Here is a 26857-nt window from a genome sequence, read left to right on the forward strand (position 1 = left end):
GGGAGGTCTCAGCGGACCCGGGGGCCGCGCCAGCGGAAGGAGAAGGCGGTCAGCAGCAGGCCGGCCAGCGACCAGGCCGTGAGGACCATCGCGATGTGCCCCAGCTCCCAGTTCCCGGCCGGTTCCACCACGGTGAAGGAGTCCGGCAGGAAGACCGAGCGGAAGCCCTGGGCCATCCACTTGACCGGGAAGAACGCGGCCACCGTCTGCATCCAGGCGGGGAGTTGGCCGAAGGGGAAGAACACGCCGGAGATGAACTGCAGCACCATGAAGACCGGGGTGACGATCGCCGCGGCCGACCGGCTGTTGGGGATCAGCGCCGAGTACGCGGCGCCGGCCATCGCGCAGGCGACGGTGCCGAGGGCGAGGTCCCACCCGAGGGTGAACCAGCGCTCCGGGGTGCTGGGCAGCGGCAGCCCGAACAGGGCCAGCGCGATGCCGATCAGCAGTACGGTCTCCAGCGCGGTGGTGACGATGACCCGGACCAGCTTGCCGATGAAGTAGGCGGACTTGGGCATCGGGGTCATCGCGAGACGGCGGACGGTCCCGGTGTCGCGCTCGATCGCGATGTTGATCGCCAGGCCGGAGAAGGCCGTGCTCATCACGCCGGCGGCGATGATGCCGGCCATGAACACCAGCTTGACGTCGGTGTCGGTGCCGGTCACCTTGCCCGAGAAGATCGAGCCGAAGACCATCAGCAGGATCACCGGGAACATCAGGGTGAAGACCAGCGACTGCTTGTTCCGGAAGAACGCCCGCAGCTCGACCTTGGAGCGGGCCGCGCCGGCCCGGAGGATGCCGGGCATCCGGCCGGCGCGCCGGGGCGTGGCGGCGGTGGCCGCCGGGGCCGGAGCGGTCGCGGTGGGTTGGGTGAGGGTCATCGCTTGCCCGCCTCGTGGGTGATGCTCTGGCTGGTGTCGGCACCGCGGTCGGTGCCGTCGGCGTTCTCCCGGATGAGGTCCAGGTAGACGTCCTCCAACGTGGGCCGGTGCACCCGCAGTTCGGGCAGTTCGCCGACCCCCGCCCGATGTGCCCACGGGACCAGCGCCGCGAGCAGCGCGGTCGGGGCGTGCGTGGCGATCCGGAGTACGCCGTCCACGCCCACCGGGGCCGGTTCGGCCCCGGGTGGCAGCGGCGGCAGCGTACGGCCGGCCAGCTCCGGCGGAATCCGGAAGGAGACCGTGGTCGGAGTCTGTGAGCGGCCGCCGAACTCGGCCAGCAGTCCGCACTGGACCACTCGGCCGGCGACGATCACCGCGGCGCGCTGGGCCAGCGCCTCGGCCTCGTCCAGGTAGTGCGTGGTGAGCACGGTGGTGCGACCGCGCTCGGAGAAGTAGCGGACCAGGTCCCAGGCCTCTCGGCGAGCCACCGGGTCCAACCCGGTGGTGGGTTCGTCGAGGAAGATCAGGTCCGGGTCGCCGACGATGCCCACCGCGACGTCGAGCCGGCGGGCCTGGCCTCCGGAGAGGTCCGCGCTCTGCTTCTTCTGGTGCTTGCCCAGTCCGACCATGTCGATGACCTGGCCGACCGGGAGCGGGTTCGGGTAGAACGCGGCGAAGTGCTCGACCACTTCGCGCACGGTCAGGTCCGAGTAGGCGCCGGTGGTCTGCGGGACCACCCCGATCCTGGCGCGCCACTCGCGCCGGTCCTCGGCTGGGTCGCAGCCGAGGACCCGCACGTCACCGCCGGTTCGCTGGCGGACGCCCTCCAGGATTTCGACGGTCGTCGTCTTGCCCGCGCCGTTCGGCCCGAGCAGGGCGAAGACCTCACCCTGGTGGATGTCCAGATCCAGACCCTGGACCGCGTGCCAGTCGCCGTAACTCTTGCGCAGGCCGCGGACTGAGACGGGGTGTTCCCCGACGGCAGTCGCCACTGTGGATCGCTCCTCTGTGGGGTTTTCAGGCCGACCCGGTCCTCAGGTCGACCGGCCGGGCACTCTGCCCGGCGGGCGGGATTCCCGGGTGGATCAGGTGCAGCAGCAGCACGGGCAGCAGCAGGAGTTGCCGCCGGCCGCGATGTCCGACAGGTCGCCCTCGCTGAGCTCGGCGGTGTCGATCTGCGGGGTCTCCGGGATGTGGAACTCGTAGCGACCGGTCGCGAGACCGATCTCGAAGAGCTCGACCTGCACCTCGAGGTTGCCCTCCTGCTCGCCCTCGGCGGCAGTCGAGACGATGACGATCTCGGCGTCGGCCGGGAACTCCAGGCCGGCCTCGGCGAGGGCGGCGCGGGCGTCGGTACGCAGGCGGGCCGCGTACTCCTCGCTCGACCAGGCGCTGATCAGGGCACGGGTGTAGCCGTTGACGAACTCGGCCCGCTTCCTCTGGTCCAAAGCCATGTGACTTTTCCTTTTCTCAGATTTCCGGTGGTGCCGGCGGTGCCGGAAGCTTGGTGCTCGGTGCTTCCCGGCGCTGCTGACAAATGAAGAATGACACGGCCGCAATCGGCCGCCAAGACTTCATTTCCGGTGCCCGGACTAAGTATTGAGCACATGCGGCAGGTGCGGTAGATTTCAGCCGTCACGCGCCCATGAATACGTATCAGAATACGCATCGCAATACGCATTCGAATGCGTACCGGGAATTGCCGGGTACGCATTGCAGGGCCGAGTACGCATTCCGGAGTCCCGGGTAAGCATCGAGAGGAAAACGGGGGTGGTCCGCACCGTGCCTACGCACACCGTCCCGCCAGGCCCTGCCGACGACGTCGACATGGCGCTGATGAGGGAGTCGCCGCTCGACTTCATCACCGGCCTGGCCCGCCGCTACGGCGACGTCACCCGCCACCGCGCGGCCGGCGACACCGTCTACCTGCTCAACCGGCCGGAGTACGCCAAACACGTGCTCAAGGACAACGGCGCCAACTACACCAAGGAGGGCACCCCGGACGACGCCATGCTGCGCCCGCTGCTCGGCAACGGGCTGCTCACCAGCAACGGCGCCGACTGGGCCCGCCAGCGGCACCTGACCGCCCCGGCCTTCCGCCCCAGCGCCGTGCGCACCTTCGACGAGATCGTCACCGACGCCACCACCGCCATGCTGGAGCGCTGGCGCCCGTCCCTGGAGTCCGGCGCCCCGGTGGAGGTGGACGAGCAGTTCACCGCGCTCACCCTGGGCATCCTCACCCACGCCATCCTCGGCGCCGACATCGACGGCATCGGCGAGGGCTTCAGTCGCGCGGTGGACGCCGTCAACCGCTGCATCGGCCACTACGTACCGAGCCCCGACCCCGACCCGGCCGACACCGCCCGCCGGTACGCCGACTTCGGCCGGGCCCGGGTCTTCCTCAACACCGTCACCCGCACCCTGATCGCCTCCCGCCGTCTGAGCGGCGGCAGCAGCGGGGGCAGTGGCGGCAGCGGCGGGGGCAGCGGGCGGGACGGTGCCGGGAAGGGCGGCAACCTGCTGGACACCATGATGTCCACCGACCACCTGGTCTCCGACGAGGACCTGCGCGACCAGGTGCTGACCATCGTGATGGCCGGCCACGAGACCACCGCCAAGTCGCTGACCTGGACGCTCTACCTGCTCGACCGCCACCCCGAGGAGCTGGCCAAGGTCCGCGAGGAGGTCGACCGGGTCCTCGGCGGCCGCCCGCCGACCGCCGCCGACCTCCAGGACCTGCCGGCCTGCCGCCGGGCGATCCAGGAGGCCATGCGGCTCTACCCGCCGGTCTGGCTGATCTCCCGCCGGGCGGTGGCCGGGGACACCGTCGGCGGGTACCACGTCGAGCCCGGCACCCTGGTGTGCGTCAGCCAGTGGGTGCTGCACCGCCACCCCGACTACTGGGACGCGCCGGACGCGTACCGCCCGGACCGCTTCGACGGCGCCGACCTCCCCAGCCACCTCTACCTGCCGTTCGGCGGCGGCGACCGGATCTGCGTCGGCCAGCACTTCGCGATGCTGGAGGCGGTCCTGGTGCTCGCCACCCTGCTGCAGTCGGTCCGGCTGGAACTGGTCGAGGGCTTCCCCGTGGAGCCCGAGGCCCTGGTCACCCTCCGCCCCAAGCACGGCATGACGATGATCGCGAGGCCCCGATGACCACCACCGACACCACGACCGCCGCCCCCGCCCGTCCCGTCGGCGGCTCGTACGACCCGGCCCGCACCACCGGCGGCGGTCTGGCCGCCGAACTCGACCGGCTGGAGGCGCAGGCCGCGCTCTCCTTCCCCGAGGAACTGCGCATCCTGCGCGAACTGGGCATCGGCTCGGACGGCACCGACGCCACCGTGCTCGAACTCGGCGCCGGGCCGGGCGCGGTGACCCGACGGCTGCGCGCCGCGCTGCCCGCCGGCACCACCCTGATCGCCGCCGACATCGACGCCGAACTGCTCGCCCACGCGGCCGGTCCCGGCGTCACCCTGCTCGTCGCCGACGGCGCCGACCTGCCGCTGCCGGACGCGAGCGTGGACTTCGTCCTGCTCCGCTACGTCCTCCAGCACGTGCCCGACCCGGTCGCCGTGCTCGCCGAGGTCCGCCGGGTGCTGAAGCCCGGCGGACGGGTCGCCTGCACCGAGGTCGACTCCGCGCTGTGGGGCGCCGCCGAGCCCTCGTACCCCGAACTCGCGGGCGTGCACGCCAAGATGGCCGCCGCCCAGCGCGCCGACGGCGGCGACCGGTCGATCGGCCGACGGCTGCCCCGGCTGCTGCGGGCGGCCGGCTTCGACCAGGTCGCGCTGCGCCCCTTCGCGACCACCAACGACGACCACCCCACCGACGCCTTCGCCCGCCAGCTCGGCCCGCAGCGGCTGGAACCGCTGGTGGCCCGGGGCGTCCTCTCCCTGGCCGAACTCGCCCTCGCCGCCGACCGCTGGAACCGCTTCCGGTCGGACCCCGACGCCTGGGTGATGCTGCTCGGCCTCACCGCCGCCGCGACCGCACCCGCGGGCCGCGGACCGCAGGAAAACGCCTGACCACCACACCAACCGACAGAGCAGCACCGAAAGGAACCGCCATGCACCCCAAGGTCAAGATCTTCATCACCATCTTCTGCTACATCAGCGCCGTCGCCGGTCTGATCACCGCCGTGATGGACGCCAGCCACAAGCCCGCCCAGACCACCGACGCGGTCGTCGCCGGCGTGCTCGGCGTCGCCTTCCTGCTCGGCGGCCTGGCGCTGACCCGGAAGCCGCGCTACTGACGGTGGTGGCGACGCCCGGCGGCTTAGCAGCGGAAACGGGTCGGGGGGTAGGGCTTTCGAAGCCCTACCCCCCGACCCGTTTCCGGTCCCGACCCGTTTCCGGTCCCGACCCGTTTCCGGTCCCGACCCGTTTCCGGTCCCGGCCCGTTTCCGGCCCCGCCCCGTGCGGCAGCCGTCAGCGCGACTTGCGCAGCGGGTTGATCACCCCGAACGCCCCGGTCAGCGTGGACGGGTCGACGAAGGAGCCGCCCGGCCCGTGCGTCCGGCGGAAGTTGTCGACCAGCCCGCGGAACGACGGGTCCACCGTCGCCCGGTACGCGGCCAGCAGGTTGACCCGCTCCGGCGTGGACAACTCCTGCTCCGCGCGCAGCTGGTGGCTGCGCGACAGGTGGTACATGCCCTCGACGGTGTACCCGGCGTCCAGCCAGCCCTGCCACAGCGCGTCGCGGTCCGCCTCCTGCCCGGCGAAGTACTCCAGCGCGCGCGGCCGCGGCTCGGTCGGCGCGTCCGCGGCCGGCACCGGCGCGGTCCGCAGCTCGACCCGCCGCCCGCACAGGTAGAGCACCGGAACGCCCTTGCGGACACAGAAGTTGAGCGCCTGCGCGGCCTGGTCGACGACCGCCTCGGCCTTGTCGTTGAGCGAGGTGTTGCAGAGGATCGGCACCCCGGTCGCGGCCCGGAACGCGTCCAGCGCCCGGTGCAGCCGCGGGTTGGACTCGGCGGTGACCGTCTGGTGCCGGGCCGAGCCGTCCAGGTGGACGATCGCGGGCACCAGGTCCCGCACCTCCGGGCGGACCTGCACCGCCTCCAGCATGTACGGCGACTCGCGGTCCGAGGCGAACCACTCGCCGGTGTGCTCGGCCATCACCATCGGGGCGACCGGGCGCCACCACTGGCGCCGCTTGTACTCGTTCAGCAGGTCCTTGACCTTCTGCGAGCGCGGGTCGCCGATCAGGCTGCGGTGGCCCAGCGCGCGCGGACCGAGCTCGGCCCGGCCGTCCACCCAGGCGATCACGCCGTCCGAGACGTCGGCGACGAACCGCTCGGCCTCGAAGTCCGTCACCGAGGCGATCCACGGCGCGAACTCGGCCAGCGCCTCCTCGACGTCCATGACGTCCCGGCCGTAGTACGGCGAGAGGATCCGCAGCCCGGACTCCGCCAGCGCGCCGGCCCCGTACAGGCCGAGCAGGCCGAGGCCGATGCCCTGGCCGGAGTCGTTGGCGCACGGCGGGGTGACCAGGCCCTTGAAGCCGAACCGGTCCATCAGCAGTGTGTTGGTCGGGCAGTTGAGCGCGTACCCGCCGCTGGTCGACAGATGGGTGTCCTCGGCGCGGATGCCGCCGACCTCCAGCAGCCGCTCCACGTTGCGGATCGCGACGCCCTCGCAGCAGCGCTGGACGACCTTCATCACCGCGCTGCGCAGGTGGTCCTCGCGGCTGAGCGAGTCGTCCAGCTCCACGTCGGCCAGCTGCTCCTCGGCGGCGGCCACCACCGCGCGGACCAGGTCGTGCGCGGCCTTCCAGGGCTGGGTCGCGGAGCCGCCGAAGAAGGTGACGTCCGCGATCGCGGCCTCGGCGTCGAACTCGATCGCCGCCGTGGAGGCCGTGGCCAGCGCCATCAGCGAGCCGGGCTCCAGGCCGAACACCGTCTCGGCGGCGGTGTACAGCGGGCCGGGCGACTCCACCGGCTCGAAGGTGATCTTCCCCTGCTTCACCACGCAGCCGGCGTACCAGTAGGTGTTCGGGCGGCTCTCCTGCGCGTAGTCCGGCAGCGCGTCGATCGCCATGCCGATGATCTGCCCGTCCCGGAACAGCGGGATGTCCCTCAGCACACCGCTGAACAGGTGCGCCAGGCTGTGCAGCGGGAACTCCTCCGACCCGGCCGGCTTCGGCACCGGCCGCGCCTTCGGCAGCCCCGGCGTGCCCCAGGTCGCCGTCACGTCGTCGAGGGTCAGCCCCTCCTCGGCCAGCAGCGCCGACAGGAAGGCCTCGGCCCGGCCCTCGGTGTACAGCGGCCAGAAGTGGTGCTTCTGCCCGCTGACCCGCTCCAGCTCCCACACCCGCACCAGTTCGACGTCCGCGCCGTCCCGGCGCCACAGCGCGACATTCTGGTCGTGCCGCACCGAGAAGACCGCACCCGGCCCCGGCGGCGTGAGATAGGCGGAAAGGAAATGCTCGGCCACGGTTACCTCTTTTTCCTCGGTCTGCCCAGGAGAGGTAATTCCGGCCCGTTCGCGAGGGGATTTCCCGCACCCCGCCCAGGGCCGGCCGCCCGCCCCCGGCACCAGCGACTACCCGGCCATTCGACCACGCCCGCCGAGACCCGGTACATACTGAAATCCCCGTTTACGCACGCCCCCGCCCGCCGCCTACGCATGCGCAATCCCGGGCGCCGGAAGGCCGGTCCGGGCCCGTGGTCGACCCCGGCCCGGGAACGGCGGAGGCCGGGTCAGCGATGCGCTGACCCGGCCTCGTCGCGGTGGGGCACCAGGGGCTCGAACCCTGAACCTACGGATTAAAAGTCCGCAGCTCTGCCAATTGAGCTAGTGCCCCGCGGCCCTCGGTCCCGGTGGTACCCGGTGGGAAGAGCCACCGCGATCCTACCCGGTGGGGCCCAGGGCTCCGCCAGTGGATTGCGCGGGCGCGCCGGTGGCGTGGAGCGCTCCTTGAGGCGGGGTGTAGTGGGCGGCGCGGACCCGGCGGAGCCAGTCCTCGACGGGGCGCGGGTCGGGGACGGCGGGCAGGACGCCGGGGCCGTCCAGGCGCTCGGCGGCGTCGGCGAGCAGGGATTCGGCGACGGCCGGCCGGTCGGCGATGCGTTCGCCGAGGTCGCGGATCCGTTCGGGGTCGGGCAGCCGGATCAGGTTACGGCCGGTCCGGTGCAGGCGGACGGCCTGCTCGACCAGCCGGACCAGGTGCCGGGCGTGCTTGGCGGCCCGGCGGCGGGTGGCCGGGTCGGTGGTGTCACGGGTCAGCAGTTTGCGGAACTGCTGGTCGGCGTAACCGAGATAGGCCCTGCGCACGGCCGGTGCGCTGAGGAAGGCCGCGCGGATGCCGATCAGTTCCTCGCCGAGCGGGGTGCGGATCTCGTACAGCTCGTCCGGCAGCCAGACGAGTTCGGAGGCGGTCGGATTGCAGCCCAGGGCGAGCCGGCACCACTTGGCGGCCTCGTGCAGGGTGAGGTCGGGATCGGTGCTGACGTGCGACTCGGCCGGGCGGTGCAGACCGTGCAACTCCTCGGTGGGGGTGGCGAACAGGCCGAGCCGGTCGACGTCGGAGCCGGCGTGGGCGAAGCCGTAGGCGGTGGAGCCGACGATGCCGGCGAGCAGGACGGCACCGGGGACGGCGCCGGGCAGGGCGGCGACGGGCGGGGCGGGCACGGGCGGGGCGGCGGGCACGGGCGGTCTCCTCCCGGGGGACGTACGGCCGGAGGACGTACGGATGGACGGACGTACGGCCGGGCCGCCGAACGGGTACCGGCATCCTCTCCGGAGCGGGCCGCGCCGGGCGAGCGATTTCCGGTCCCCGGCCCGCCCGGCCGCCGATACTGGCCCCATGGAGCGCGATCCCCACGCGGAAGCGGTGACAGCCGGGGCGGCCGGAACGACCAGGGCAGCCGGGGCGACCGGGACAACCGGCGCGACCGGAACGGCCGTCGGCGTCGAGAAGCTGCGGGCCTGGTGGTCGCACCGGCAGTGGCTGGACCGTCCGCACCCCGGCGCGTCCGCCGCGGAGGTGCTGGCCGCCACCGGCTGGGCCCGCTCGGTGGGCGGCGCGGCGCCGTACCTGGGCCTGTTCGCCCGGGCCGGGCTCGGCCGGGCGGCGGTGGACGCGGCGGTGGCCCGGCTGGAGGTGCACGAGCTGCCCGCCGCGCGGGGCTGTACGTACGTGCTGCCGGCCGCCGACTTCGCGCTCGGTCTGGCGGCCGGCGCGGCCGCACCGGTGGGGGAACTGGTCGCGGCGGAGAAGCACCTGGGGGTCGGCCGGGACGAGGTGGAGAAGCTCTGCCTGGCGATCGAACGGGTGCTGCCGGAGGGCGAACCGCTGGACCCGACCACGATCCGGGAGGCGGTCGGCGACGCGGTCCGCCCGCTCGGCGAGGCGGGCCGCAAGCGCGGCGTCGCCACCACCCTGCCGCTCGCCCTCGGGCTGATGCAGTCGCGCGGCCGGATCCGCCGGGTGCCCGTCAACGGCCGCCTGGACCAGCAGCGTTACGGCTACACCGGCTGGGACCAGCCTGTCGCCGGGGACGCCGCCGACCTCGCCCGCCGCTACTTCTCCTGGGCCGGCCCGGCCACCCTCACGCACTTCCGCTGGTTCTCCGGCTTCACCGCCGCCACCGCCCGCCGGGCCGTCGCCGAGGCGGGCGCGGTCCCGCTCGCGCCCGGCTCCGACCTCCTGCTGCCGCCCGAACTCGCCGAGGAGTTCACCGAGTTCACGGTACCGAGCACCCCGCACTACACCCTGCTGGCCGGCATCGACGGCATCCACCTGCTGCACCGCGACCTGCCCCGGCTGCTCGACCCGGCCGATGCCGCCCGCCCGCTGCCCGCCGGCCGGGCCGGCCGCTCCTTCGGCACCGAGGCCGACCCGCAGACCCACGTGGTGCTGGACCGCGGCCGGATCGTCGGCCTCTGGGAGTACGACACCGAACGGGCCGAGATCGTCCTGCTGCCCTTCGTCCCGCCGGACGACGCCCTGCGGGAGGCGGTGGCCCGCACCGAGGCGTTCGTCCGCGAGGAGCTGGGCGACGCCCGTGGTTTCAGCCTCGACTCGCCGAAGAGCCGGGCACCGAAGATCGCGGCACTACGGGCCGCCGCGGCGGCCTGACGGGCGGGCCGGGCGTACAGCGGCCCGACCGGCATGACGGCCCGAACCGCCGGGTAGCGTACGGATCATGTCGACCACCACCACCGACGAGGTCCTGATCGTCACCGGCGCCGGCCGCGGCATCGGTGCCGCCACCGCCCTGCTGGCCGCCCGCCGCGGCCACCGGGTCTGCGTCAACTACCGTACGGACGAGGCCTCGGCGGCGGCCGTCGTGGACGCGATCCGGGCCGAGGGCGGTACCGCCCTGGCCGTCCGCGCCGACGTCAGCCGGACCGCCGACGTGGAGCGGCTGTTCGCCACCGTGGACGACGAACTCGGCCAGCTCACCGGCCTGGTGAACAACGCCGGCACGCTGGAGAAGCAGTGCCGGCTGGAGGAGATCGACGAGGACCGGCTGACCCGGATCTGGGCCGCCAACATCACCGGCCCGTTCCTCTGCGCGGCCCAGGCCGTCCGCCGGATGTCCACCCGGCACGGCGGCCGCGGCGGCGCCATCGTCAACGTCTCCTCGGCCGCCTCCCGGATCGGCTCGCCGAACGAGTACGTCGACTACGCGGCCGCCAAGGGCGCGGTGGACTCGATGACCCGCGGCCTGGCCCTGGAGGTCGCGGCCGAGGGGATCCGGGTCAACGCGGTGCGGCCCGGGCTGATCCACACCGACATCCACGCGCTCGGCGGCGAGCCGGGGCGGGTCGACCGGGTCGCCCCCGGCCTGCCGATGCGGCGCGGCGGGCAGCCGGAGGAGGTCGCCGAGGCGATCCTCTTCCTGCTCTCCCCGGCCGCCTCGTACACCACGGGGGCGTTCCTGGAGGTCTCGGGCGGGCGCTGAGGGCTGATCCCCACCGGTTCGGGGGCCGGTTTCGGACAGCGTCGCCCCGCCACCGAACGGCCCCCTCCGGTTTCCTTCCCCGAGCCCGCCCCCGCCCGTACGGTGGGGCCATGACCGACGCCTTCATCGACATCCCCGGTGTGCGCAACTTCCGTGACGCGGGCGGGATCGGCGCCCTCCGCCGGGGCGTGCTCTACCGCTCCGGGTCCCTCCACACCCTCACCGAGGAGGGCGCCCGACGGCTCAAGGACCTCGGCCTGCGGACGGTGATCGACCTGCGCAGCGCGTTCGAGCTGGAGGTCTGGCCCGACCAGCGGCACGGTCTCGACCACGAGACCCTCCACCTGCCGACCCTGCCCGCCGACCGCGACAACCTCGACCGGCCCTGGCCCGAGGACCAGGCCTCCCTCTACCCCTTCATGGCGGAGACGGCCGGCCCCTCGCTGGCCGCCGTCATGCGCCGCCTCGCCGAACCGCAGTCGTCGGCCGTCCTGGTCCACTGCGCCGTCGGCAAGGACCGCACCGGTCTGACCGTCGCCGTCCTGCAGACCCTGCTCGGCGCCTCCGAAGCCGACATCACCGCCGACTTCCTGCTCTCCAACATCGGCCTCGGCCTGGACAAGGGCCCCACCCCGTACATCGACGAGACCGGCACCGAACGCGTCTCCCGCCCGGTCGGCGCCGAACTCCTCGCCTCCTCCCTGGCCTGGATCCGCACCCACCACACCGACATCCCGGCCTACCTGCGCCACCACGGCGTCACCGACGCCGAACTGGCCGCCGTCCACACCAACCTCTCGGCCTGACGCGGGCGGTCAGGCGCGGGCGGTCAGGCGCGGGCGATCAGCCGCGGCGCTCGAAGCGCCACCACTGGGTGGGGGCGTCGACGTCCTCCCACTGGCGGACGACGTCGTCCGGGGCGTCCGGTGCCGTCAGGGGCTTGCCGCTGACGAAGCTGGTGACGGTGTAGGTGCCCGGGGCGTCCACGTGGGACTCCAGCAGCCACTCCTGGGCGCCGAAGGCGTTGGCGCCCCACTGCTGGATGGGGACGCCGTTGTCGGGGGAGGCGCCGGTGACGTCGAGGCGCTTGCCGCTGCCGGCGTTCTCCAGGTGGAAGAGCGCGCCGCCCGGGTGGACGGCGGTGAGGCGCCAGAGCTGGGCATCGGTGCCGTCGTCCGGGCCCAGGACGATCCGGGCGCCGCTGCGCCGGGAGGCGTCGGCGACCCGCAGCAGCAGGCCGTTGCCGACGTTGCGCACGAGGTAGCTGCCGTCGGTGATCGCGGAGTCAGTCACGGTCGAAGTCTGCCACCGGGTACCGACAGGCCTCGTAGCCGAAGACCGCGGCCAGCACCGCCGCCACCACGCCGACCTGGACCAGCGCCGACACCCGGGTGCCCAGCGGCACGGTGCCCGCGACCAGGACGGCGCCGAGCACCCGGGGCAGGTTGGGGCGCAGGCCGAAGAAGCCGCGTAGGGCCGTGTTGACCAGCAGGTAGAGGGTGGTGCCGCCGGCCAGCGCCCCGGCCTGGGGCAGGCCGGTCGCGGCGCCGGGGTGGCCGACCGCGGACTTCACCCCGGCGGCGAACAGCACCACGCCGAGCAGCAGCCCGAGGTGGCCGAGGTAGTAGACGGAGACGGCCGCCCGGTTGCGCCGGTCGGAGGGCAGCGCGGCCATCCGGTGTTCGGCGCGGGCGTCGTCGTCGTGGCCGAAGTACGCCCACCAGAGCCCGACGCAGACGCTCAGGCTGAGCAGCGCGACGGCGAGCAGCGCGGGCCCGGGTTCGGCGCTCCCGGCGCCGACGCCGATGGCGATCACCGACTCGCCGAAGGCGATGATGACGATCAGCCCGTGCCGCTCCACGAAGTGGTCGGAGCGCAGCCGGAACTCGGGCAGTCCGGCCACCCACGGGGTCACGAACTGCATCGCGAACGCCGTCATCCAGAAGCCGAGTTGGGCGCTCCCGGCGACGTAGCCGCCGGTCACCACCAGGGCGCCGACGACCAGGTTGCTCGCGCCCATCCGCAGCACCGCGGCGGGTGTGACCCCGGCGGCGACGAACATCCCGGTGTGCAGGGCGACGATCACCAGGTACGCCCAGCCGAAGGCGGCGCCGCTGCCCTCGAAGGCGTGCGGGACGGACAGCGAGATCACCAGGAAGCCGCCCATCGCCAGCATCAGCAGGCCGCGCCGGCCGTGGGTGCGCGGCGGCATGGCGTTGGTGAGCCAGATGAAGGCGTCGTACATCCACCAGATCAGGGCCAGCATCACCAGCACCTGGGCGAACCCGCCGGGGGTGAGGTGGTGGGCCAGGCTGCCGGTGAGCTGGGTGATGGCGAAGACGAAGACGAGGTCGAGGAAGAGTTCGAGCGGCGCCACCTTCAGGGCCGGCTCGGCGCTCCCGGCGGCCTCGACGGCCCCGGGGCTACCGGGGGCACCGGCTGGAACGCGAGCGCCGGGGCGACCGGTGCGGCCGGGGGCACCGGCGGGAACGGGAGCGCCGTGGGCGACGGGGACACCGTGGGAGACGGGGACACCGTGGGAGACGGGAGCACCGGAGGAAACGGGGCCACCGGAGGAAACGGAGGACGCGGTCACCGCGCGAGTATCCGTCACCGGGCCGGGGCGCGGGGGCGTTTCGACCGGACCGGCCGGGCCGCCTATGCTGCGGCGAATGTCCACCGAGCAGACTCCGTCGCACCGTCAGCAGCCCGCCCTCCTCGAAGCCGTGGCCGAACTGGAGGCGGTGGTCGCCGCCGGGGACGACGAGCGCTTCGGCCCCGCGCTCGGCCCGGTCGGCGGGCTGTTCGGCTCGGCCGCCCCGGAGGAGCGGGCGGCGGCCGGCCCCCGGCTGGCCGCGCTGCTGCCGGACGCCCCGCCGTTCCCCCGCTCCCACCTGGCCATGGTGGTGGGCGCCTGCGTGGAGCACGGCGCCGATCCGGTCGCCTGCGCCGGCCCGGTGCTGGCCGGCCTGCGCGGGGCGCTGAGCGGGGCGCGGGTGCTGGCCCGGCGCTGGGCCGAGACCGGCGGCGGCCCGCTGCCGGACCCGGAGCAGGACGACCCGGCCGAGGCGCACGAGCGGATCGCCGACCCGGCGCTGCTGGACGAGTGGAACGCCCACCTGGCCGTGGTCGGCTGGTGGACACTGCACCTGTGGCAGCAGGCGGCCTGGGCGGTGTACGCGCACGCCCCGGTCCGGGCCGAGGCCCGTGCCGCCGGGGTGACCGAGGTGCTCGTGGAGCTGTTCGCCCGGTACGAGGGCGAGCGGCACGACTTCAAGGGCCTCGCCCACCTGGCGCTGATGCTGGACGAGGAGCCGCTGCTGGTGCTCGACCGCCCCACCGGCACCGGCTACCTGCTGCGGATGAGCGGCCTGAGCGACACCTTCCAGCTGCACACCCTGCTGGCCGACGTGCTGATCGGCGGCGGCCACCTGCCCGGCGCCCGGCAGGACCCGGAGGTGGTGGCGCTGGCCCGTACCGCCTTCCTGGACGGCCGCCGGCTGATCGCGTCCGGCGCCTTCAACCTGGTCGCCCCGGACGGCGGCTGGCTCTGGAACGAGGGCACCCCGAGCGACATCCCGGTGCTGGACGGGGTGCGCACCCTGGTGCTGGAGCCGCTGCCGTACGAGCGCAGCTGGTCGGCCGGGCGGTTCATCCAGGAGGTGCCGGGCGACCTGCGGCTGGAGCGGGTGCTCGACCCGGCGGAGGCGGCGCGGTGGCTGGCCAGGACCGTCCCGGGGAAGCCCGCCGCGGAGGCCTTCCGGTAGAGGGCGGAGTCCCGCCGGGGCAGCCCCCGGCGGGCCGCCGGAGGGGCCGGGTTATGGTCGGACGACCGACACAGCCCCGAGGAGTGGAGTCGACGATGGCGAAGGTCCCGAACGTGCTCGCGGCCGCCGCGCCCGCCGCGCTGACCGCGGCGAGCGGTCTGGTCGGCGGCTACGGCGTCGCCCGCTGGAGCGGCCGGCGCGAGCTGGGCGGCGCGGTGCTGGCGGTGGCCGGCGCCGGGGCGGCCGCGCAGTGGCGCCGCGGTTCGGGTACGGCCACCGCGGCGGTGCTGACCGGTCTGTACGTGGCGGCCTTCGGCGGCTCGCACCCGCTGGCGAAGCGGATCGGCGCCTGGCCGTCCGTGTTCGCCGTCACCGGCGTGGTCGCGGCGGCCTCCACGGCCGCCACGGCACTGTCCGCCCGCAACCGCAGGACCCGTTAGAGCCCGTCACGAACCGGGAAGGCCTCGTCAGGCCCCGCGCGCCGCGCCGAACCGGGTCTCGAAGGCGGCCCGGTTCGCCGAGACCGGCGAGCGGTCCCAGACCGCGAACACCACCCGCTCGAAGGCCGCCCCGTACCGGGCCAGCGCGCCCTCGAAGGCCTCGGCGACCTGCGCCGGGTCGTTGCGGAACACCCCGCAGCCCCAGGCCCCGAGCACCAGGGCGCGCACCTCGTGCTCGGCGGCCGCCGCGAGCACCCGCACGGCCCGCTCGGCGAGCACGCCGCGGACGTCCGTGCCGGCCGAACGCCGTTCCAGCTGACCGGCGTTGGGCGCGGGCGAGGTCAGGAAGGTGACCGGGTACGGCCGTGCCAGCAGGTCGCCGCGCCCGCCCCGGATCACCGGCACGCCGGGCGAGACGATCACCCGGTGGCTGTACCGGAGGTCGGTGGAGGCCCGGTGCGCCTCGTAGTAGTCCGGCGCCTCCAGCAGGCAGCTGTACAGCAGCGCGCTGCGGCACAGGTCCTCCTCCTGGGCGCGGGCGCCGCGCAGGTACCCGCCGCCGGGGTTGCGGGCGGAAGCGAAGTTCAGCACCCCGACCGGGCCGGCCCCGGCCTCGACCAGGCGCCGGGCGGCCTCGACGCTCCCCTCGGCCGTCACCTCGACGCTCCCGCGCGGGCCGGGCCCGGGCCCGCCGGCTGCCACCAGGGCGTCCAGCGCCGACGGCGCGTACGACACCGTGCCGGCCCGGGCCGCCGTCAGCCGCTCCCCCACCGGCACGAGTTCGCCGCCGGCCGTCCGGTAGCTCCCCCGCTCGGCGATCTCCTCGTTCACCCGTGCCACGTCATGCAGTCTGCTGCTCATGTCGTGGACGGTACGGGACTACCGCGTCCGGGCGCCACAGGTTATTCTCACTTCCAGAACAACACCTCGGGGGGAGCACGACGAGGTGTCGGGGGGTATCGGGGGAACGCGAAGGGCCCGCTCCGGGGGACGGAGCGGGCCCTTCGTACGTTCAGCCGGCCGGGCGGTCGACTACCGCCCGTACGGGGTCAGTTCTTCCAGCGCGGCTTGCGGTCGTCGCGGTTGAAGCCACCGGCGCGGTCGCCGCCGCGGTCGCGGTCGAAACCGCCGCCGCTACGGTTGAAGCCACCGCGGTCGGCCTGCGGACGGCCACCGGCGCGGTGGTCGTCGCGGCGCGCGAACGGACGGCTGCTGCCGCCGCGGTCGTCGCGGTCACGGTTGAAGGCCGGGCGGTCGCCACCGAAGGAGCGGGCCGGACGGTCGCCGAAGGAACGGCCACCGCGGTCGTCACGGTCACGGTTGAAGCCGCCACGGTCGCCGCCGCGGTCACGGTCGAAACCGCCGGAGCGGGCCGGACGGTCGCCGAAGGAGCGGCCGCCGCGGTCGTCGCGGTCACGGTTGAAGCCACCGGAACGGCCGCCGCGGTCGTCACGGTCGCGGTTGAAGCCACCCGAGCGACGGTCGTCACGGTCGCCGAAGGAGCGGCCGCCACGGTCGTCGCGGTCACGGTTGAAGCCACCGGAACGGCCGCCACGGTCGTCACGGTCGCGGTTGAAGCCACCCGAGCGACGGTCGTCACGGTCGCCGAAGGAGCGGCCGCCACGGTCGTCACGGTCACGGTTGAAGCCACCGGAACGGCCACCGCGGTCGTCACGGTCACGGTTGAACGCCGGGCGCTCGGTGCGGGCCTCGCGGTACGACGGAGCGCGGTCCTCGGTCTGCGACGCGGCGGGGGCCTCGGCGGCCGGAGCGGCCTCGGCGGAATCGCCGGCCTCCTCGGCGGCGGCCGGAGCCTCGTCCTCGATGCCCAGCTCGGCCCGCTCGCGCGCCGCACGGGCGGCCAGACGGTCGGCCTCCTCGCGCAGCTCGGTGGCGCGACGCTGCGCGCGCTCCAGCTGGCGGGTCATGTCGGCGAGCTCGCGCTCGGCGGCACCGGCGATGCCGGCCGCGCTCTCGGCCTGGACCTCGGTCAGCGAACGGGCGCCGGTGATCTTGGCGACCTCGGCGTCGAAGGCGTGGTCGAGGATGTGGCGCGAGGCGTCGACGCCCGCGTCCTCCATCAGGCGGAACACGCCACGGCGCTGGTGCGGCAGCACCAGGGTGACGACGGCGCCGGAGCGGCCGGCCCGGGCGGTGCGGCCGGAGCGGTGCAGGTAGTCCTTGTGGTCACCGGCCGGGTCCACGTTCAGGACCAGGTCGATGCCGTCGACGTGGATGCCGCGGGCGGCGACGTCGGTCGCGACGACGACGTTGACGTAGCCGTCCTTGAAGTCGCCGAGGACGCGGGTACGGGCGCCCTGGGTCATGCCGCCGTGCAGCGCGTCGGCCTTCACACCGGCCTCGATGAGCTGCTCGGCGACGCGGTCGGCGCCCATCTGGGTGCGGACGAAGATGATCGTGCGGCCCTTGCGGGCGGCGATCGCGTTGGTGATCGGCGCCTTGTCCTTGGGCTTCACCACGAGGATGTGGTGGGTCATGGTGGTGACCGCGCCGGCCGACGGGTCGACCTCGTGGGTGACCGGGTTCTTCAGGTAGCGCTTGACCAGGGTGTCGATCTCGTTCTCCAGGGTGGCGGAGAACAGCAGGCGCTGGCCGCCGTCCGGGACCTGGTCGAGGATCTCGGTGACCTCGGGCAGGAAGCCCATGTCGGCCATCTGGTCGGCCTCGTCGAGCACGACGGTGCGGACGTCGGCGAGCTTGGCGCTGCCGCGGTTCAGCAGGTCGCGCAGACGGCCGGGGGTGGCGACCAGGACGTCGACGCCGCGCTCCAGCGCGTAGATCTGGTTCGACATCGAGGTGCCGCCGCAGACGACCTTGAGCTTGAGGCCGAGCACCGAGCCGAACGGCTCCAGGGCGTCGGCGACCTGCATGGCCAGCTCACGGGTCGGGACGAGGATCAGGCCGCGCGGGTGCTTGGGCTTGGTGCGCTCGCCGTCGGCGAGGCGGGTCAGCAGCGGGAGGCCGAAGCTGAGGGTCTTGCCGGAGCCGGTACGGCCGCGGCCCAGCACGTCCTTGCCGTCCAGGGCGTCCGGGATGGTCGCGGCCTGGATCGGGAACGGGGTGGTGACGCCGCGCTTGGCGAGGGCGCGGACGACCTCGTCCGGCAGGCCCAGGTCGCCGAAGGTGATGGTCGGCTCGGCGGCCGCCTCCTCGGTGGCCTCCACGGCCTCGGCGATCACCTCGTCCGCGGCGGTGTCGATGGTGTCGATGGTGTCGGTGACATCGGCGGCGGCCTCGTTCGCGGGCATGGCGAAGCGGGCGTCGTCAACGAGAGACATGCAAAACCTTCCGGAAGTGGCACGCGCCAAAGTCCGGGGTTCTGTTTCACAACCGCCTCTATGCGGTCAGCCACGGATCGCCGGAACGCGCCAAGGGCGCCAGATGGGAATAGGGCGCCAATCAAATGAATCAAACGAACGATCTACCACCATAGAGGAACCACGGGATCCGAGGCAAATGCCCTGGCCAAGCCACTAGTGCGCACCCGCGTGCGGGCTCGGGGCCGAAGAACCGGAACTACCCGAGGAGGGCTCCGGGGACGGCGGGACGGTCGCGGGAGGCGTGCTGTGCTCGGGCTCGGGGGTGCTCGACGGGCGGCTGCTCGGGGTGGCCGAGGGGGTGCCCGCCGCACCGCCGGAACGGCCGTCGCCGGTGCCGCCCGCACCGCCGGAGCCCGCCGTACCGCCCGGGCCGGCCGAAGCGCCGCCGCCCGGGTGCGGCGCGGGGCTGGTGTTCGCCCCGCCCGCCGAACCGCCGCCCGGCGCGCCGTCCACGGGCGCCGGCACCGGCACCGCCCCGGCGACCGCGCCGTTCGCCCCCGGCACCACCTCGCCCGGCGCCGAGGCCGTGGCCCCGCCCGGCGCGTTCTCGGCCTGCAGGCCCCCCGGCCGCTCCGGGCGCCCCGAGGCACCGCCCGGGTGCCCGGCCCCCGGCGAGGCCGAGGGCCCGCCCGTCGCACCCGGCTTGCCCGCCGGACCGGCCTGCCCGACCGGCGTCACCCCGCCGTGCTTCTCCTCGGCCGCCGGACCGACCGACATGCACCCGGTCAGCCCCAGCCCGGCCACCGTCAGCACCGCCGCCGCCCGTACCGCGCGCGAGCGCAGGACCGCCACCCGCCGCACCGGGGCCGTCCCCGCCGCCTCCACCCGCACCCGCGCCGCCCGTACCGCCCGCACTGCCCGAACCGCCCGCACCGCCCGTACCGAAGCCACCGAGGTCCCTCTCTACCGCCCCACCCGGGCCGCCCACTCGCGCGCGGCCGCTTTCGGTGCCCAACGCGCGCCCGCCCGACGGGACACGGGCAGCACGGCAGTTCGCCCCCGGCCCCGTCCGGGCCCGTTCGGCCGCCGGTCCGCGGGTCCGCCGGTACGCCGGTGCGCCGCCTCAGCCCCGGAGCACCTCAGCCCCAGAGCGCCGCGGCCAGCTCCGCCCCGGCGTACACCGCGGCCAGCCCGGCCGCCACGCTGCCGGCCACGTTCGCCAGCGCGTACCGCCCGGCGCCGGTCTCGGCCAGCCGCAAGGTCTCGTACGAGAAGGTCGAGTAGGTGGTCAGCGCGCCGCAGAGCCCCGTCCCCAGCAGGAGTTGGAGGTTCGAGGACGCCGCGCCCGCCGCCACCGCCCCGGTCACCGTCCCGAGGATCAGACAGCCGACCACGTTCACCGTGAACGTCCCCCACGGGAACACCGAGTCGTGCCGGGACTGCACCGCCCGGTCGGTCAGGTACCGCAGCGGCGCGCCGACCACCGCACCCACCACCACCAGCAGCCAGTTCACTCCGCCGCCACTCCCCGGCCCCCGGCCGAGTGGCCGCCCCCGGCCGGGCCGCGCCCGGCGTAGGTCACCACCTCGCACCGGTCCAGCAGCACCAGGCCCTCCGCCACCAGCCCGTCCAGCTCCGGCAGGAACGCCCGCACCCGCTCCTCCTCGTCCACGATCACCACCGCCACCGGCAGGTCCTCGCTCAGCGACAGCAGCCGCGTGGTGTGCACCAGCGACGACGCCCCGAACCCCTCGATCCCCCGGAACACGCTCGCCCCGGCCAGCCCGGCCGCCCGCGCCCGGTGCACGACCTCGCTGTACAGCGGGCGGTGGTGCCACCGGTCGCTCTCGCCGACCAGCACCGTCAGCCGCAGCGCCGGCCCGCTCAGCCGGCTCACCCCGCACCCCCGCGCGCCTCGGCCCCGCGACGCACCGCGCGGTGGACCAGACGCCGGGTCAACCCGGCCGCCGCCCACACCGCGACCAGCGCGCCCAGCAGCGTCAGCCCCAGGTACGCCAGCCCCGGCCCCAGCCGGCCCTCCTCCAGCAGCCGCCGGACGTCCACCGCGTACGTCGAGAAGGTGGTGAACCCGCCCAGCACCCCGGTGCCGAAGAACGGCCGCACCAGCGGATGCGCCTGCCGCCCCTCGGTGATCACCACCAGGAACACCCCGATCACCGCGCAGCCCACCACGTTGACCAGCAGCGTCGTCCACGGGAAGGCCGTCGGCCCGGTCGTCCAGCCGAGCCCGGCCGCGTACCGGGCCACCGCCCCGATCGCCCCACCGACCGCGACCACCGCCACGGCCGGCCCCTGCCCGCGGAGCACCGGCGGTCGGCTGCGCACCCGCGCCGCCACCGGCGGCGTCCGGGGAGGGCCCTCCACCGTGCCGCCCAGGGCGTCCTCCGAGGTCGTCATAGCCCCATCAAACACCGGCCTCCGCCACCTGGCACACCGTCACCCCAGACCCGACAATGATCCGGTGGAGATGACCCGGGAAGAGTTCGAAACACTGGTCAGCGACGCCCTCGACCAGATTCCCCCGCAGCTCGCGGCCATGATGGACAACGTCGCGATCTTCGTCGAGGACGAACCCGATCCCAGCGACCCGGAACTCCTCGGCCTCTACGAGGGCACCCCGCTCACCGAACGCGGCGAGTGGTACGCGGGCGTCCTGCCCGACCGCATCCTGATCTACCGCGGCCCCACCCTGCGCCACTGCGACACCCGCGAGCAGGTGGTCGAGGAGGTCCGCACCACCGTGATCCACGAGGTCGCCCACCACTTCGGCTTCGACGACCACGAGCTCGACGAACTCGGCTGGTCCTGACCCCTCCCCGGACCCGCCCGCAGCCCCACCCGACACCCCTCCCGCACCCCGCCCCGCACCGGCCCCACCCACCCGGCCGAAACCCGTTTTGGCGATCCGCCCGGCATCCCATATGCTTCTCGACGTCCCCGAACGCTGGAAACAGCGGGACAGGCCGCAAGCCCTCATCGTCTAGTGGCCCAGGACGCCGCCCTTTCAAGGCGGTAGCACGGGTTCGAATCCCGTTGGGGGCACGCAGTACCGCATGACCGTAGTAAAGTGCAGTGCCGCAAGACCTTAGTGGTTCGCCACTACCAGGTCCCGTGGAGCAGTTGGTTAGCTCGCCACCCTGTCAAGGTGGAGGTCGCGGGTTCAAGTCCCGTCGGGATCGCTCGTCTCGCAAGAGACGGTGCAGTACGGCCAGGTAGCTCAGTTGGTACGAGCGTCCGCCTGAAAAGCGGAAGGTCGCCGGTTCGACCCCGGCCCTGGCCACAACCAGGAAGCCCCCGTAGCGAATTCGCTACGGGGGCTTCGTCGTTCCACCGGCCGGGCGGATCCCCCTGCGGGGGGAGGGGGACGCGACCGCGGGGGGATCCGGCGGGGGGTGGTGGGGCGGGACCGTTGGGGCATGGAGACGACGAGGGACACGGGCTGGAACCGGGTGGCGGGGCGGGCCGGGTACGTGGCGGCGGGATGGGCGGTGGCCTTCGCCCTGGTGCACCTGTACTGGCTGGCCGACGGGCGGCTCGGGCTGCCGGAGGGCCGGTCGGTGTGGAGCAGCACCCCGCTGCTGGTGATCGACGTGATCGCGGTCCCGCTGTGCGCGGTGGCCGCGGCGGTGGCGCTGGCGCCGCTGCGGCGGTGGGGCCGGCGGGTGCCGGCGCGGCTGCTGACCGGGGCGCTGTGGGGCACCACCGCGCTGCTGGTGCTGCACGCCGCGCCGTCCGTGCCGGACTGGTTCGCCCTGGCCTTCGGCAGCCGCTCGGGAGCCGACCTGGACGCGATGGCCCGGTTCGCCGCCTTCGGCTACGAGCCGTTCTTCCTGGTCGGCGGCCTCCTCTTCGCCCTCACCTCGCTCGGCCACCGGGCGTCGCTCCGGTCCGCCTCGCGCTCGGCCTCGGTCCCGGGTTCAGCCGCGCGCTGAGTCGAGCCGCGCGGTGAGCCAGTCGGCGGTGGCGGGCAGCCAGTCCGGCAGGGCGGTGCCGAGCAGGTGGTTGCCGTGCGGGACGAGGAGGAGTTCGGCGTCGGGGGCGTGCTCGGCCAGGGCGGTGGCGGCGGTGACGCCCGGGATCCGGTCCTCGCCGCCCTCGACCACCAGCAGCGGGACGGCGATCCGCGGCGCGAGCGCGGTCAGGTCGACCCGGCCGGCGAAGGCGCGGGCCGCCTCGTACCCGCCGCAGCGCTGGGCCAGGGTCTCGGTGACGAACGGGACCAGGCCGTCCCAGTCCAGCCGGTAGGGACCGCTGACCGTCACCGCGGCCCGCAGCCGGGGCTCGTGGGCGGCGGTCTCCGCGGCGTAGTAGCCGCCCAGGCTGAGGCCGATGACGGCGGTCCGGGCGGGGTCCAGGTCCCGGTGGCGGGCCAGCGCGTCGAGGGCGCGCCCGACGACCCGGTGGTACTCCGGTTCCGGCGCGCTGGTGGCCGCCAGGACGCCCTGCCCGGGCCCGTCGACGGCGAGCACCGCGACCCGGCGGGCCAGCAGGGCCTCGACGACCGCGTGGAACTCCTCCTTGCCGGAGTCCATCCCCGGCACCACCACGACCACGGGGAGGCCGTCCGCGCCGGTGCCGTCCGCCCCGGTGCCGGCCGCAGCGGCCGGGCGGCGCAGCCAGCCCGCGAAGCCCTCGCCGGCCACCCGCTCCGCCCCCGGGTCCAACAGCTCCAGCGCCCGCCGCATCGCCTCGTCGGCCTCCTCGGCGGCCTCCGCGGCGGCTGCCCGGTCGGGGTGCGGGAGCAGCCCGGCGAGGTGGAACCAGCGGGCGGCACTGCGGTACGCCTCACCGGCGGTGACCGTACGGCCCTCGGCGGCCGCCCTCCCGGCCGCCCCGGTGTACCGGCGGCCGGCGGCGCGGCAGGCGGCCGGCCAGTCGTGCAGGGAGGTCAGCGGGTCGGTGACCCGGGCGTACTCGTACGGGTCGAGGCCGGCGCCGTGGGCGCGCGGGCGGTTCTCGGCGACGAAGGCGGCCAGCAGGCCGGGGGTGTCGAGGAGGGAGGGGAGGGAGGGCAAGGACGGGTCGGGCACGGTGGGGTCCCTTCAGGGCTCCGGGGTGGGGGCGGGGGTTTCAGGAGACGGTCAGCACGGCCTTGCCGCGGATCCGGCGCTCGCGCAGGTCGGTGAGCACGGCGGCGGTCTCGTCCCAGGGCACGACCCGGCCGAGTTCCGGGGTCAGCCGGCCCTCGTCCGCCAGGCGCACCAGGGTGGCCAGGTCCTCGCCGTCGGGCACGTCGGAGTCGGCGTAGTGGAAGTGCCGGACGACCGCCGACTCCGGGCCCTTGAAGAAGTCGAAGAAGTCGAGTGTGGCGGGCGTCCGGGAGGCCTGGCCGAACCAGATCAGGGTGCCGCGCCGGGCCAGCCGGGCCAGCGCCACCGGCAGCGCGGCGCCGCCGGTGGACTCCAGCACCAGGTCGTACGGTCCGCGCGCCTCGGCCGGGTCGTGGAGCACCTCGGCGGCGCCCAGCTCGGTGAGGCGCCGGCCGCGCTCCGGGGAGGCGGTGACGGCGGTCAGCTCGGCCCCGGCGGCGGCCGCCAGCTCGGTGACGTAGTGCCCGACGCCCCCGGAGGCCCCGGTCAGCAGCACCCGCCGCCCGGCCAGCGCGCCCGCCGTACGGAGCAGCCGCAGCGCGGTGAGGCCCGCGAGCGGCAGCGCGGCGGCCCGGACGGCGTCCAGACGGTCGGGCAGTTCGGCGAGCGAGGACGTCGGGACGCACACGTACTCGGCCCACCCCCCGGCCGGCGGATGCCCCACCACCCGCCGGCACACGGCGGGCCCCGACCCGTCGGCGGCGGCCTGCACCACCAGCCCGGCCACGTCCTTCCCGGGCCGCCCCCCGGCCCGGGGCGCCTCCAGTTGGAACGTCTCGCCCCGGTTCACCGAGAACGCCTCGACCTTCACCAGCGCCTCCCCCGGCCCCGGCCGCGGCTGCTCCACCTCCGCGAACCGCACCGGCTCCGCCGCCCGACCCGTCGCCACCAGCGCCTTCATCCCCACTCCTCCGTCGGTCACCCCCACACCCCACCCGGCCCCGCACCCCCCGGTCCAACAACCACCGCCCGCCCACGACAACCGACGGGAGTGGTGGCAGCTCGGACGCCGGGCAGCCTGGCGGCCGGTGGGCCGGGGCGCGCAGGCAGGCCCTAGGGTGCCCGGGTGGATCTGGATCTGGCGCAGGTGCGGGGGTTCGTCGTCGTCGCCGAGGAGTTGCACTTCGGGCGGGCGGCGGGGCGGTTGGGGATCAGCCAGCAGGGGCTGTCGAAGCGGGTGGCGCGGTTGGAGGGGGCGCTGGGGGTGCGGCTGCTGGAGCGGGACGCGCGCGGGGTGGCGCTGACCGGGGCGGGGCGGCGGTTCCTGGAGCCGGCCCGGCGGGTGCTGGCGCAGGGGGAGCGGGCGGTGGCGGCCGTGGGGTGTGCGGCGCGGCCGCTGCGGATCGACGTGTGGGGGCACCTGTACGCGCCGATGCGGACGCTGGCGCGGGCGGTGGACGCGGCGCCGGGGCTGTCGGTGGAGCCGGTGCCGGGCCGGGACCTGCCGTCGGTGGCGGCGGCGCTGCTGCGCGGGGAGTCGGACGCCGGGTTCGGCCGGGTGCATCCGTTGCCGGACGGCGGTGACGCGGGGCTGACGCACCGTCTGGTCCGCTTGGAGCCGGTGGACGCGCTGCTGAGCGCCGCCCATCCGCTGGCCGGCCGTGACGTGCTGCGGCCGGCGGAGCTGCGCGGCGGTGTGCTGCGCTTTCCGGCGGCGGTGGACCGGCTGGACTTCCTGACCCGGTTCGCCGACCGGTTCGACGTCCAGGACCGGGTCGGCTCGACCAATCTGGGGCTGGAGCACTTCCTGGACGAGGTCCGGGACGACCCGTCCTGCTTCTCCCTCGTCCCGGCGGACACTCCGCTGCCCGACCACCCGGGCGTGCGGACCGTGCCGCTGGCCGACCCGACCCCGCTGTACGCCTGGTCGCTGCTCTGGCGGGAGGAGGCCTCCGGCGGGCCGAACCCCCAACTCGACCGGCTGGTCGAGGCGTTCACCACCGAGGCGGCCCGCGGCCGGTGGCTGGAGTACGACCCGGCCCGGGACTGGCTCCCGGACGCGGACGAGGCCGCGCTCCGACCGTAGGACCACTCCGGCCGTAGTACCACCCCGGCCGGAGGCCCGCTCAGCCCGCCAGGGCCTGGTAGGCCAGGGTCTCGAAGTCCCGGGCGACGGGCGGCGGGGTGGCGGTCTCGAACATCCGCTGGGTGAGCAGGAGGCCGGTGAGGCGCTCGGCCGGGTCGTTGAACCAGACGGTGCCGAGGCCGCCGTCCCAGCCGTAGCGGCCGGGGGCGGCGAGGCCGGTGCGGGTGGTGGCGACGGAGACGCCGAAGCCCCAGCCGGTGAGTTCGGGGCGGCCCAGGAGCGGGGCGGAGGCGGTGAGGACGGCGGGGGTGAGGTGGTTGGTGGTCATCAGCTCGACGGTGGGGCGGGACAGGACCCGGACGCCGTCGGGGCCCTCCCCGCCGGAGAGGAGCATGCGGGCGAAGGCGAGGTAGTCGTCGAGCGTGGAGACGAGGTCGGCGCCGCCGTCCTGGAGGCGGTGCGGCCGGGCCCAGGCGCTGTCGGCCGGGTCGTCGTAGGGGACGAGTTCGCCGCTGCCCAGGTCGGGGACGTACTGGACGGGCAGGCGGTGCAGCCGGTCGGCGGGGACGGTGAAGCCGGTGTCCCGCATGCCGAGGGGGTCGAGGACGCGTTCGCGCAGCACGTCGCCGAGCGGGCGGCCGCAGGCCCGGGCGACGAGGATGCCCAGGAGGGTCGAGCCGGTGTGGTAGTGCCAGCCGGCCCCGGGCTGGTGGAGCAGCGGCAACTCGCCGAGGCGACGCAGGAATTCGTCGGGGTCGGGGTAGTCGCCCAGGGGCGGCTGGACGTTGACGCCGCGCTCGGCCGCGGCCCGGACGATCGGGGCGGTGGGCGGGAGCATGGCGAGGCCGTAACCGGGCCCGAAGGTGAGCAGGTCGCGCGGGGTGATCGGCCGGGCGGCGGGCTCGGTGTCGTCGAGCTCGCCGTCCGGGCGGCGCAGCACCCGGCGGCCGGCCAGTTCGGGCAGCAGGTCGTCGACCGGGTCGTCCAGCCGCAGCACGCACTCCTCGACCAGGGTGAGCGCGGCCACGGCGGTGACCGGCTTGGACATCGAGGCGATCCGGAACAGGGTGTCGCGCCGCATCGGGGCGGTGCCGGCCACGTCGTGGCTGCCGAGGACCGTGACGTGCAGTTCGTCGTCGCGGGCCACGGCGGCGACGAGGCCTGGCACTCCGCCTCGTTCGACGTGCCCGCCGAGGACCTCGGGGATCCGGCTCAGCCGCTTGGCGTGGAACCCTGCCGTGTTGCCCATCGGTGAGCACCTTCCCGTGTCCTCGGCGGTCCGTGACGATCCTCGACGGCCCGTGGCGGCCCGTGACGTTCGGTCGACACCCCTTGACCGTCGGTCATGTCGTCCGGGAACCACTGTGGCGCACGGCACCGACAATCCGGCCCAGGGCGAACCCAGGACGAGCCCACGAGGAGCCCAGGGCGCGCCCGG

The 26857-nt window shown here is 74.6% G+C and carries 27 protein-coding genes and 4 tRNA genes; 14 read left to right on the top strand and 17 right to left on the bottom strand.

All coding sequences use genetic code 11. From position 1 onward, the window contains the following. Nucleotides 1-8: 8 nt before the first annotated feature. The 3 genes from ACYP53_RS07435 to ACYP53_RS07445 all read right to left on the bottom strand — a co-directional run bounded on the left by ACYP53_RS07435 (nt 9) and on the right by ACYP53_RS07445 (nt 2335). Nucleotides 9-881, bottom strand: a complete 873-nt coding sequence (locus tag ACYP53_RS07435; protein WP_189913442.1) for an ABC transporter permease — start codon at nt 879-881, stop codon at nt 9-11. After that, nucleotides 878-1873, bottom strand: coding sequence for an ABC transporter ATP-binding protein (locus ACYP53_RS07440; protein ID WP_459646955.1), 996 nt, complete (start codon nt 1871-1873; stop codon nt 878-880). Before ACYP53_RS07440 ends, ACYP53_RS07435 begins: the two co-directional genes overlap by 4 nt. Before the next feature lie 93 nt (nt 1874-1966). Next, a complete protein-coding gene (locus tag ACYP53_RS07445; RefSeq protein ID WP_229928241.1) occupies nt 1967-2335 on the bottom strand; it encodes a hypothetical protein in 369 nt (122 codons plus the stop codon). 316 nt (nt 2336-2651) lie between these two features. On the opposite strand from ACYP53_RS07445, the gene ACYP53_RS07450 reads away from it, so the two are divergent. The 3 genes from ACYP53_RS07450 to ACYP53_RS07460 are packed head-to-tail and all read left to right on the top strand — an operon-like array spanning nt 2652 to nt 5136. Then, nucleotides 2652-4037 carry a cytochrome P450 gene (locus ACYP53_RS07450; protein ID WP_459646956.1) on the top strand — a complete coding sequence of 462 codons (1386 nt, stop codon included), beginning with the start codon at nt 2652-2654 and terminating at the stop codon, nt 4035-4037. Next, entirely contained in the window at nt 4034-4909 is an 876-nt protein-coding gene (locus ACYP53_RS07455; RefSeq protein ID WP_459646957.1) for a class I SAM-dependent methyltransferase, read from the top strand. The genes ACYP53_RS07450 and ACYP53_RS07455 overlap by 4 nt, the downstream gene beginning before the upstream one ends. A 41-nt stretch (nt 4910-4950) precedes the next feature. Further along, complete coding sequence (locus ACYP53_RS07460; RefSeq protein WP_030245889.1) at nt 4951-5136, top strand: hypothetical protein; 186 nt, start codon at nt 4951-4953, stop codon at nt 5134-5136. A gap of 175 nt (nt 5137-5311) precedes the next feature. On the opposite strand, the gene ACYP53_RS07465 is transcribed toward ACYP53_RS07460, so the two are convergent. The 3 genes from ACYP53_RS07465 to ACYP53_RS07475 all read right to left on the bottom strand — a co-directional run bounded on the left by ACYP53_RS07465 (nt 5312) and on the right by ACYP53_RS07475 (nt 8491). After that, nucleotides 5312-7318, bottom strand: a complete 2007-nt coding sequence (locus ACYP53_RS07465; RefSeq protein ID WP_459646958.1) for a carbamoyltransferase C-terminal domain-containing protein — start codon at nt 7316-7318, stop codon at nt 5312-5314. 297 nt (nt 7319-7615) lie between these two features. Continuing rightward, nucleotides 7616-7688 (bottom strand) — tRNA-Lys (locus ACYP53_RS07470). Between the two features lie 47 nt (nt 7689-7735). Next, entirely contained in the window at nt 7736-8491 is a 756-nt protein-coding gene (locus tag ACYP53_RS07475; RefSeq protein ID WP_459647959.1) for a nucleotidyltransferase domain-containing protein, read from the bottom strand. 199 nt (nt 8492-8690) lie between these two features. Between ACYP53_RS07475 and ACYP53_RS07480 the strand changes: the two genes are divergently transcribed. The 3 genes from ACYP53_RS07480 to ACYP53_RS07490 all read left to right on the top strand — a co-directional run bounded on the left by ACYP53_RS07480 (nt 8691) and on the right by ACYP53_RS07490 (nt 11600). After that, the gene (locus ACYP53_RS07480; protein ID WP_459646959.1) at nt 8691-9965 is read left to right on the top strand and encodes a DNA glycosylase AlkZ-like family protein; all 1275 of its coding nucleotides are present in this window, start codon (nt 8691-8693) and stop codon (nt 9963-9965) included. Between the two features lie 67 nt (nt 9966-10032). Next, nucleotides 10033-10794, top strand: coding sequence for an SDR family oxidoreductase (locus ACYP53_RS07485; RefSeq protein WP_189913436.1), 762 nt, complete (start codon nt 10033-10035; stop codon nt 10792-10794). 110 nt (nt 10795-10904) lie between these two features. Further along, nucleotides 10905-11600, top strand: a complete 696-nt coding sequence (locus tag ACYP53_RS07490; RefSeq protein WP_189913435.1) for a tyrosine-protein phosphatase — start codon at nt 10905-10907, stop codon at nt 11598-11600. A 37-nt stretch (nt 11601-11637) separates the two neighbouring features. On the opposite strand, the gene ACYP53_RS07495 is transcribed toward ACYP53_RS07490, so the two are convergent. Beyond that, complete coding sequence (locus ACYP53_RS07495) at nt 11638-12087, bottom strand: RICIN domain-containing protein (protein ID WP_459646960.1); 450 nt, start codon at nt 12085-12087, stop codon at nt 11638-11640. Further along, nucleotides 12080-13171: a low temperature requirement protein A gene (locus ACYP53_RS07500; protein ID WP_189913433.1), complete on the bottom strand. Its 1092-nt coding sequence runs from the start codon at nt 13169-13171 to the stop codon at nt 12080-12082. Before ACYP53_RS07500 ends, ACYP53_RS07495 begins: the two co-directional genes overlap by 8 nt. Nucleotides 13172-13466: 295 nt before the next feature. Here ACYP53_RS07500 and ACYP53_RS07505 point away from each other — a divergent pair, with 295 nt between their 5' ends. Together ACYP53_RS07505 and ACYP53_RS07510 are read left to right on the top strand one after the other, a co-directional pair. Beyond that, on the top strand, nt 13467-14561 hold the full coding sequence (locus ACYP53_RS07505) for a hypothetical protein (RefSeq protein WP_189913432.1): 1095 nt from the start codon (nt 13467-13469) through the stop codon (nt 14559-14561). A 95-nt stretch (nt 14562-14656) separates the two neighbouring features. Next, nucleotides 14657-15001 carry a hypothetical protein gene (locus ACYP53_RS07510; protein WP_459646961.1) on the top strand — a complete coding sequence of 115 codons (345 nt, stop codon included), beginning with the start codon at nt 14657-14659 and terminating at the stop codon, nt 14999-15001. Nucleotides 15002-15028: 27 nt separating this feature from the next. Here ACYP53_RS07510 and ACYP53_RS07515 read toward each other — a convergent pair whose 3' ends face one another. The 6 genes from ACYP53_RS07515 to crcB (ACYP53_RS07540) form a co-directional block, all read right to left on the bottom strand. Further along, nucleotides 15029-15862, bottom strand: a complete 834-nt coding sequence (locus ACYP53_RS07515) for a TIGR02452 family protein (RefSeq protein ID WP_189913430.1) — start codon at nt 15860-15862, stop codon at nt 15029-15031. 188 nt (nt 15863-16050) lie between these two features. Further along, nucleotides 16051-18300 carry a DEAD/DEAH box helicase gene (locus tag ACYP53_RS07520; protein ID WP_189913429.1) on the bottom strand — a complete coding sequence of 750 codons (2250 nt, stop codon included), beginning with the start codon at nt 18298-18300 and terminating at the stop codon, nt 16051-16053. A 195-nt stretch (nt 18301-18495) separates the two neighbouring features. After that, on the bottom strand, nt 18496-19233 hold the full coding sequence (locus ACYP53_RS07525; RefSeq protein ID WP_189913428.1) for a hypothetical protein: 738 nt from the start codon (nt 19231-19233) through the stop codon (nt 18496-18498). A gap of 188 nt (nt 19234-19421) precedes the next feature. After that, nucleotides 19422-19796, bottom strand: a complete 375-nt coding sequence (gene crcB, locus ACYP53_RS07530) for a fluoride efflux transporter CrcB (protein WP_189913427.1) — start codon at nt 19794-19796, stop codon at nt 19422-19424. Beyond that, a complete protein-coding gene (locus ACYP53_RS07535; protein WP_459646962.1) occupies nt 19793-20179 on the bottom strand; it encodes a DUF190 domain-containing protein in 387 nt (128 codons plus the stop codon). Before ACYP53_RS07535 ends, crcB (ACYP53_RS07530) begins: the two co-directional genes overlap by 4 nt. Further along, the gene (gene crcB, locus ACYP53_RS07540) at nt 20176-20700 is read right to left on the bottom strand and encodes a fluoride efflux transporter CrcB (protein ID WP_459646963.1); all 525 of its coding nucleotides are present in this window, start codon (nt 20698-20700) and stop codon (nt 20176-20178) included. Before crcB (ACYP53_RS07540) ends, ACYP53_RS07535 begins: the two co-directional genes overlap by 4 nt. Nucleotides 20701-20770: 70 nt before the next feature. Here crcB (ACYP53_RS07540) and ACYP53_RS07545 point away from each other — a divergent pair, with 70 nt between their 5' ends. The 5 genes from ACYP53_RS07545 to ACYP53_RS07565 all read left to right on the top strand — a co-directional run bounded on the left by ACYP53_RS07545 (nt 20771) and on the right by ACYP53_RS07565 (nt 22235). Next, entirely contained in the window at nt 20771-21112 is a 342-nt protein-coding gene (locus ACYP53_RS07545) for a metallopeptidase family protein (protein WP_189913567.1), read from the top strand. 160 nt (nt 21113-21272) lie between these two features. Continuing rightward, nucleotides 21273-21345, top strand: a tRNA-Glu gene (locus tag ACYP53_RS07550). Nucleotides 21346-21408: 63 nt separating this feature from the next. Beyond that, nucleotides 21409-21482: transfer RNA gene (locus tag ACYP53_RS07555), tRNA-Asp, on the top strand. A 27-nt stretch (nt 21483-21509) separates the two neighbouring features. Then, nucleotides 21510-21583: transfer RNA gene (locus ACYP53_RS07560), tRNA-Phe, on the top strand. Between the two features lie 136 nt (nt 21584-21719). Then, nucleotides 21720-22235 carry a DUF3995 domain-containing protein gene (locus ACYP53_RS07565; protein ID WP_459646964.1) on the top strand — a complete coding sequence of 172 codons (516 nt, stop codon included), beginning with the start codon at nt 21720-21722 and terminating at the stop codon, nt 22233-22235. Here ACYP53_RS07565 and ACYP53_RS07570 read toward each other — a convergent pair. Further along, entirely contained in the window at nt 22221-23333 is a 1113-nt protein-coding gene (locus ACYP53_RS07570; RefSeq protein WP_459646965.1) for an alpha/beta hydrolase family protein, read from the bottom strand. The two genes, ACYP53_RS07565 and ACYP53_RS07570, sit on opposite strands and share 15 nt — an antisense overlap. Before the next feature lie 40 nt (nt 23334-23373). Next, on the bottom strand, nt 23374-24294 hold the full coding sequence (locus tag ACYP53_RS07575; protein WP_459646966.1) for a zinc-binding dehydrogenase: 921 nt from the start codon (nt 24292-24294) through the stop codon (nt 23374-23376). Nucleotides 24295-24459: 165 nt separating this feature from the next. Here ACYP53_RS07575 and ACYP53_RS07580 point away from each other — a divergent pair, with 165 nt between their 5' ends. Next, the gene (locus ACYP53_RS07580; protein WP_189913421.1) at nt 24460-25419 is read left to right on the top strand and encodes a LysR family transcriptional regulator; all 960 of its coding nucleotides are present in this window, start codon (nt 24460-24462) and stop codon (nt 25417-25419) included. Nucleotides 25420-25459: 40 nt separating this feature from the next. Here the strand turns inward: ACYP53_RS07580 and ACYP53_RS07585 are convergent, their stop codons facing one another. Then, nucleotides 25460-26668 (bottom strand): serine hydrolase domain-containing protein, encoded by a 1209-nt coding sequence (locus ACYP53_RS07585; RefSeq protein WP_459646967.1) that lies wholly within the window; start codon nt 26666-26668, stop codon nt 25460-25462. Nucleotides 26669-26857 lie beyond the last annotated feature (189 nt).

The organism is Kitasatospora sp. Ki12 (assembly GCF_054601375.1).

Excerpts from the sequence above, each read along its gene's own strand:
- ACYP53_RS07515 (WP_189913430.1), bottom strand. The coding sequence starts at position 15,862 with ATGAGCAGCAGACTGCATGACGTGGCACGGGTGAACGAGGAGATCGCC.
- ACYP53_RS07455 (WP_459646957.1), top strand. The coding sequence starts at position 4,034 with ATGACCACCACCGACACCACGACCGCCGCCCCCGCCCGTCCCGTCGGC.
- ACYP53_RS07480 (WP_459646959.1), top strand. The coding sequence starts at position 8,691 with ATGGAGCGCGATCCCCACGCGGAAGCGGTGACAGCCGGGGCGGCCGGA.
- ACYP53_RS07585 (WP_459646967.1), bottom strand. The coding sequence starts at position 26,668 with ATGGGCAACACGGCAGGGTTCCACGCCAAGCGGCTGAGCCGGATCCCC.
- ACYP53_RS07435 (WP_189913442.1), bottom strand. The coding sequence starts at position 881 with ATGACCCTCACCCAACCCACCGCGACCGCTCCGGCCCCGGCGGCCACC.
- ACYP53_RS07520 (WP_189913429.1), bottom strand. The coding sequence starts at position 18,300 with ATGTCTCTCGTTGACGACGCCCGCTTCGCCATGCCCGCGAACGAGGCC.
- crcB (WP_459646963.1), bottom strand. The coding sequence starts at position 20,700 with ATGACGACCTCGGAGGACGCCCTGGGCGGCACGGTGGAGGGCCCTCCC.
- ACYP53_RS07545 (WP_189913567.1), top strand. The coding sequence starts at position 20,771 with ATGACCCGGGAAGAGTTCGAAACACTGGTCAGCGACGCCCTCGACCAG.
- ACYP53_RS07565 (WP_459646964.1), top strand. The coding sequence starts at position 21,720 with ATGGAGACGACGAGGGACACGGGCTGGAACCGGGTGGCGGGGCGGGCC.
- ACYP53_RS07575 (WP_459646966.1), bottom strand. The coding sequence starts at position 24,294 with ATGAAGGCGCTGGTGGCGACGGGTCGGGCGGCGGAGCCGGTGCGGTTC.
- ACYP53_RS07460 (WP_030245889.1), top strand. The coding sequence starts at position 4,951 with ATGCACCCCAAGGTCAAGATCTTCATCACCATCTTCTGCTACATCAGC.
- ACYP53_RS07485 (WP_189913436.1), top strand. The coding sequence starts at position 10,033 with ATGTCGACCACCACCACCGACGAGGTCCTGATCGTCACCGGCGCCGGC.
- ACYP53_RS07490 (WP_189913435.1), top strand. The coding sequence starts at position 10,905 with ATGACCGACGCCTTCATCGACATCCCCGGTGTGCGCAACTTCCGTGAC.
- ACYP53_RS07445 (WP_229928241.1), bottom strand. The coding sequence starts at position 2,335 with ATGGCTTTGGACCAGAGGAAGCGGGCCGAGTTCGTCAACGGCTACACC.
- ACYP53_RS07510 (WP_459646961.1), top strand. The coding sequence starts at position 14,657 with ATGGCGAAGGTCCCGAACGTGCTCGCGGCCGCCGCGCCCGCCGCGCTG.
- ACYP53_RS07505 (WP_189913432.1), top strand. The coding sequence starts at position 13,467 with ATGTCCACCGAGCAGACTCCGTCGCACCGTCAGCAGCCCGCCCTCCTC.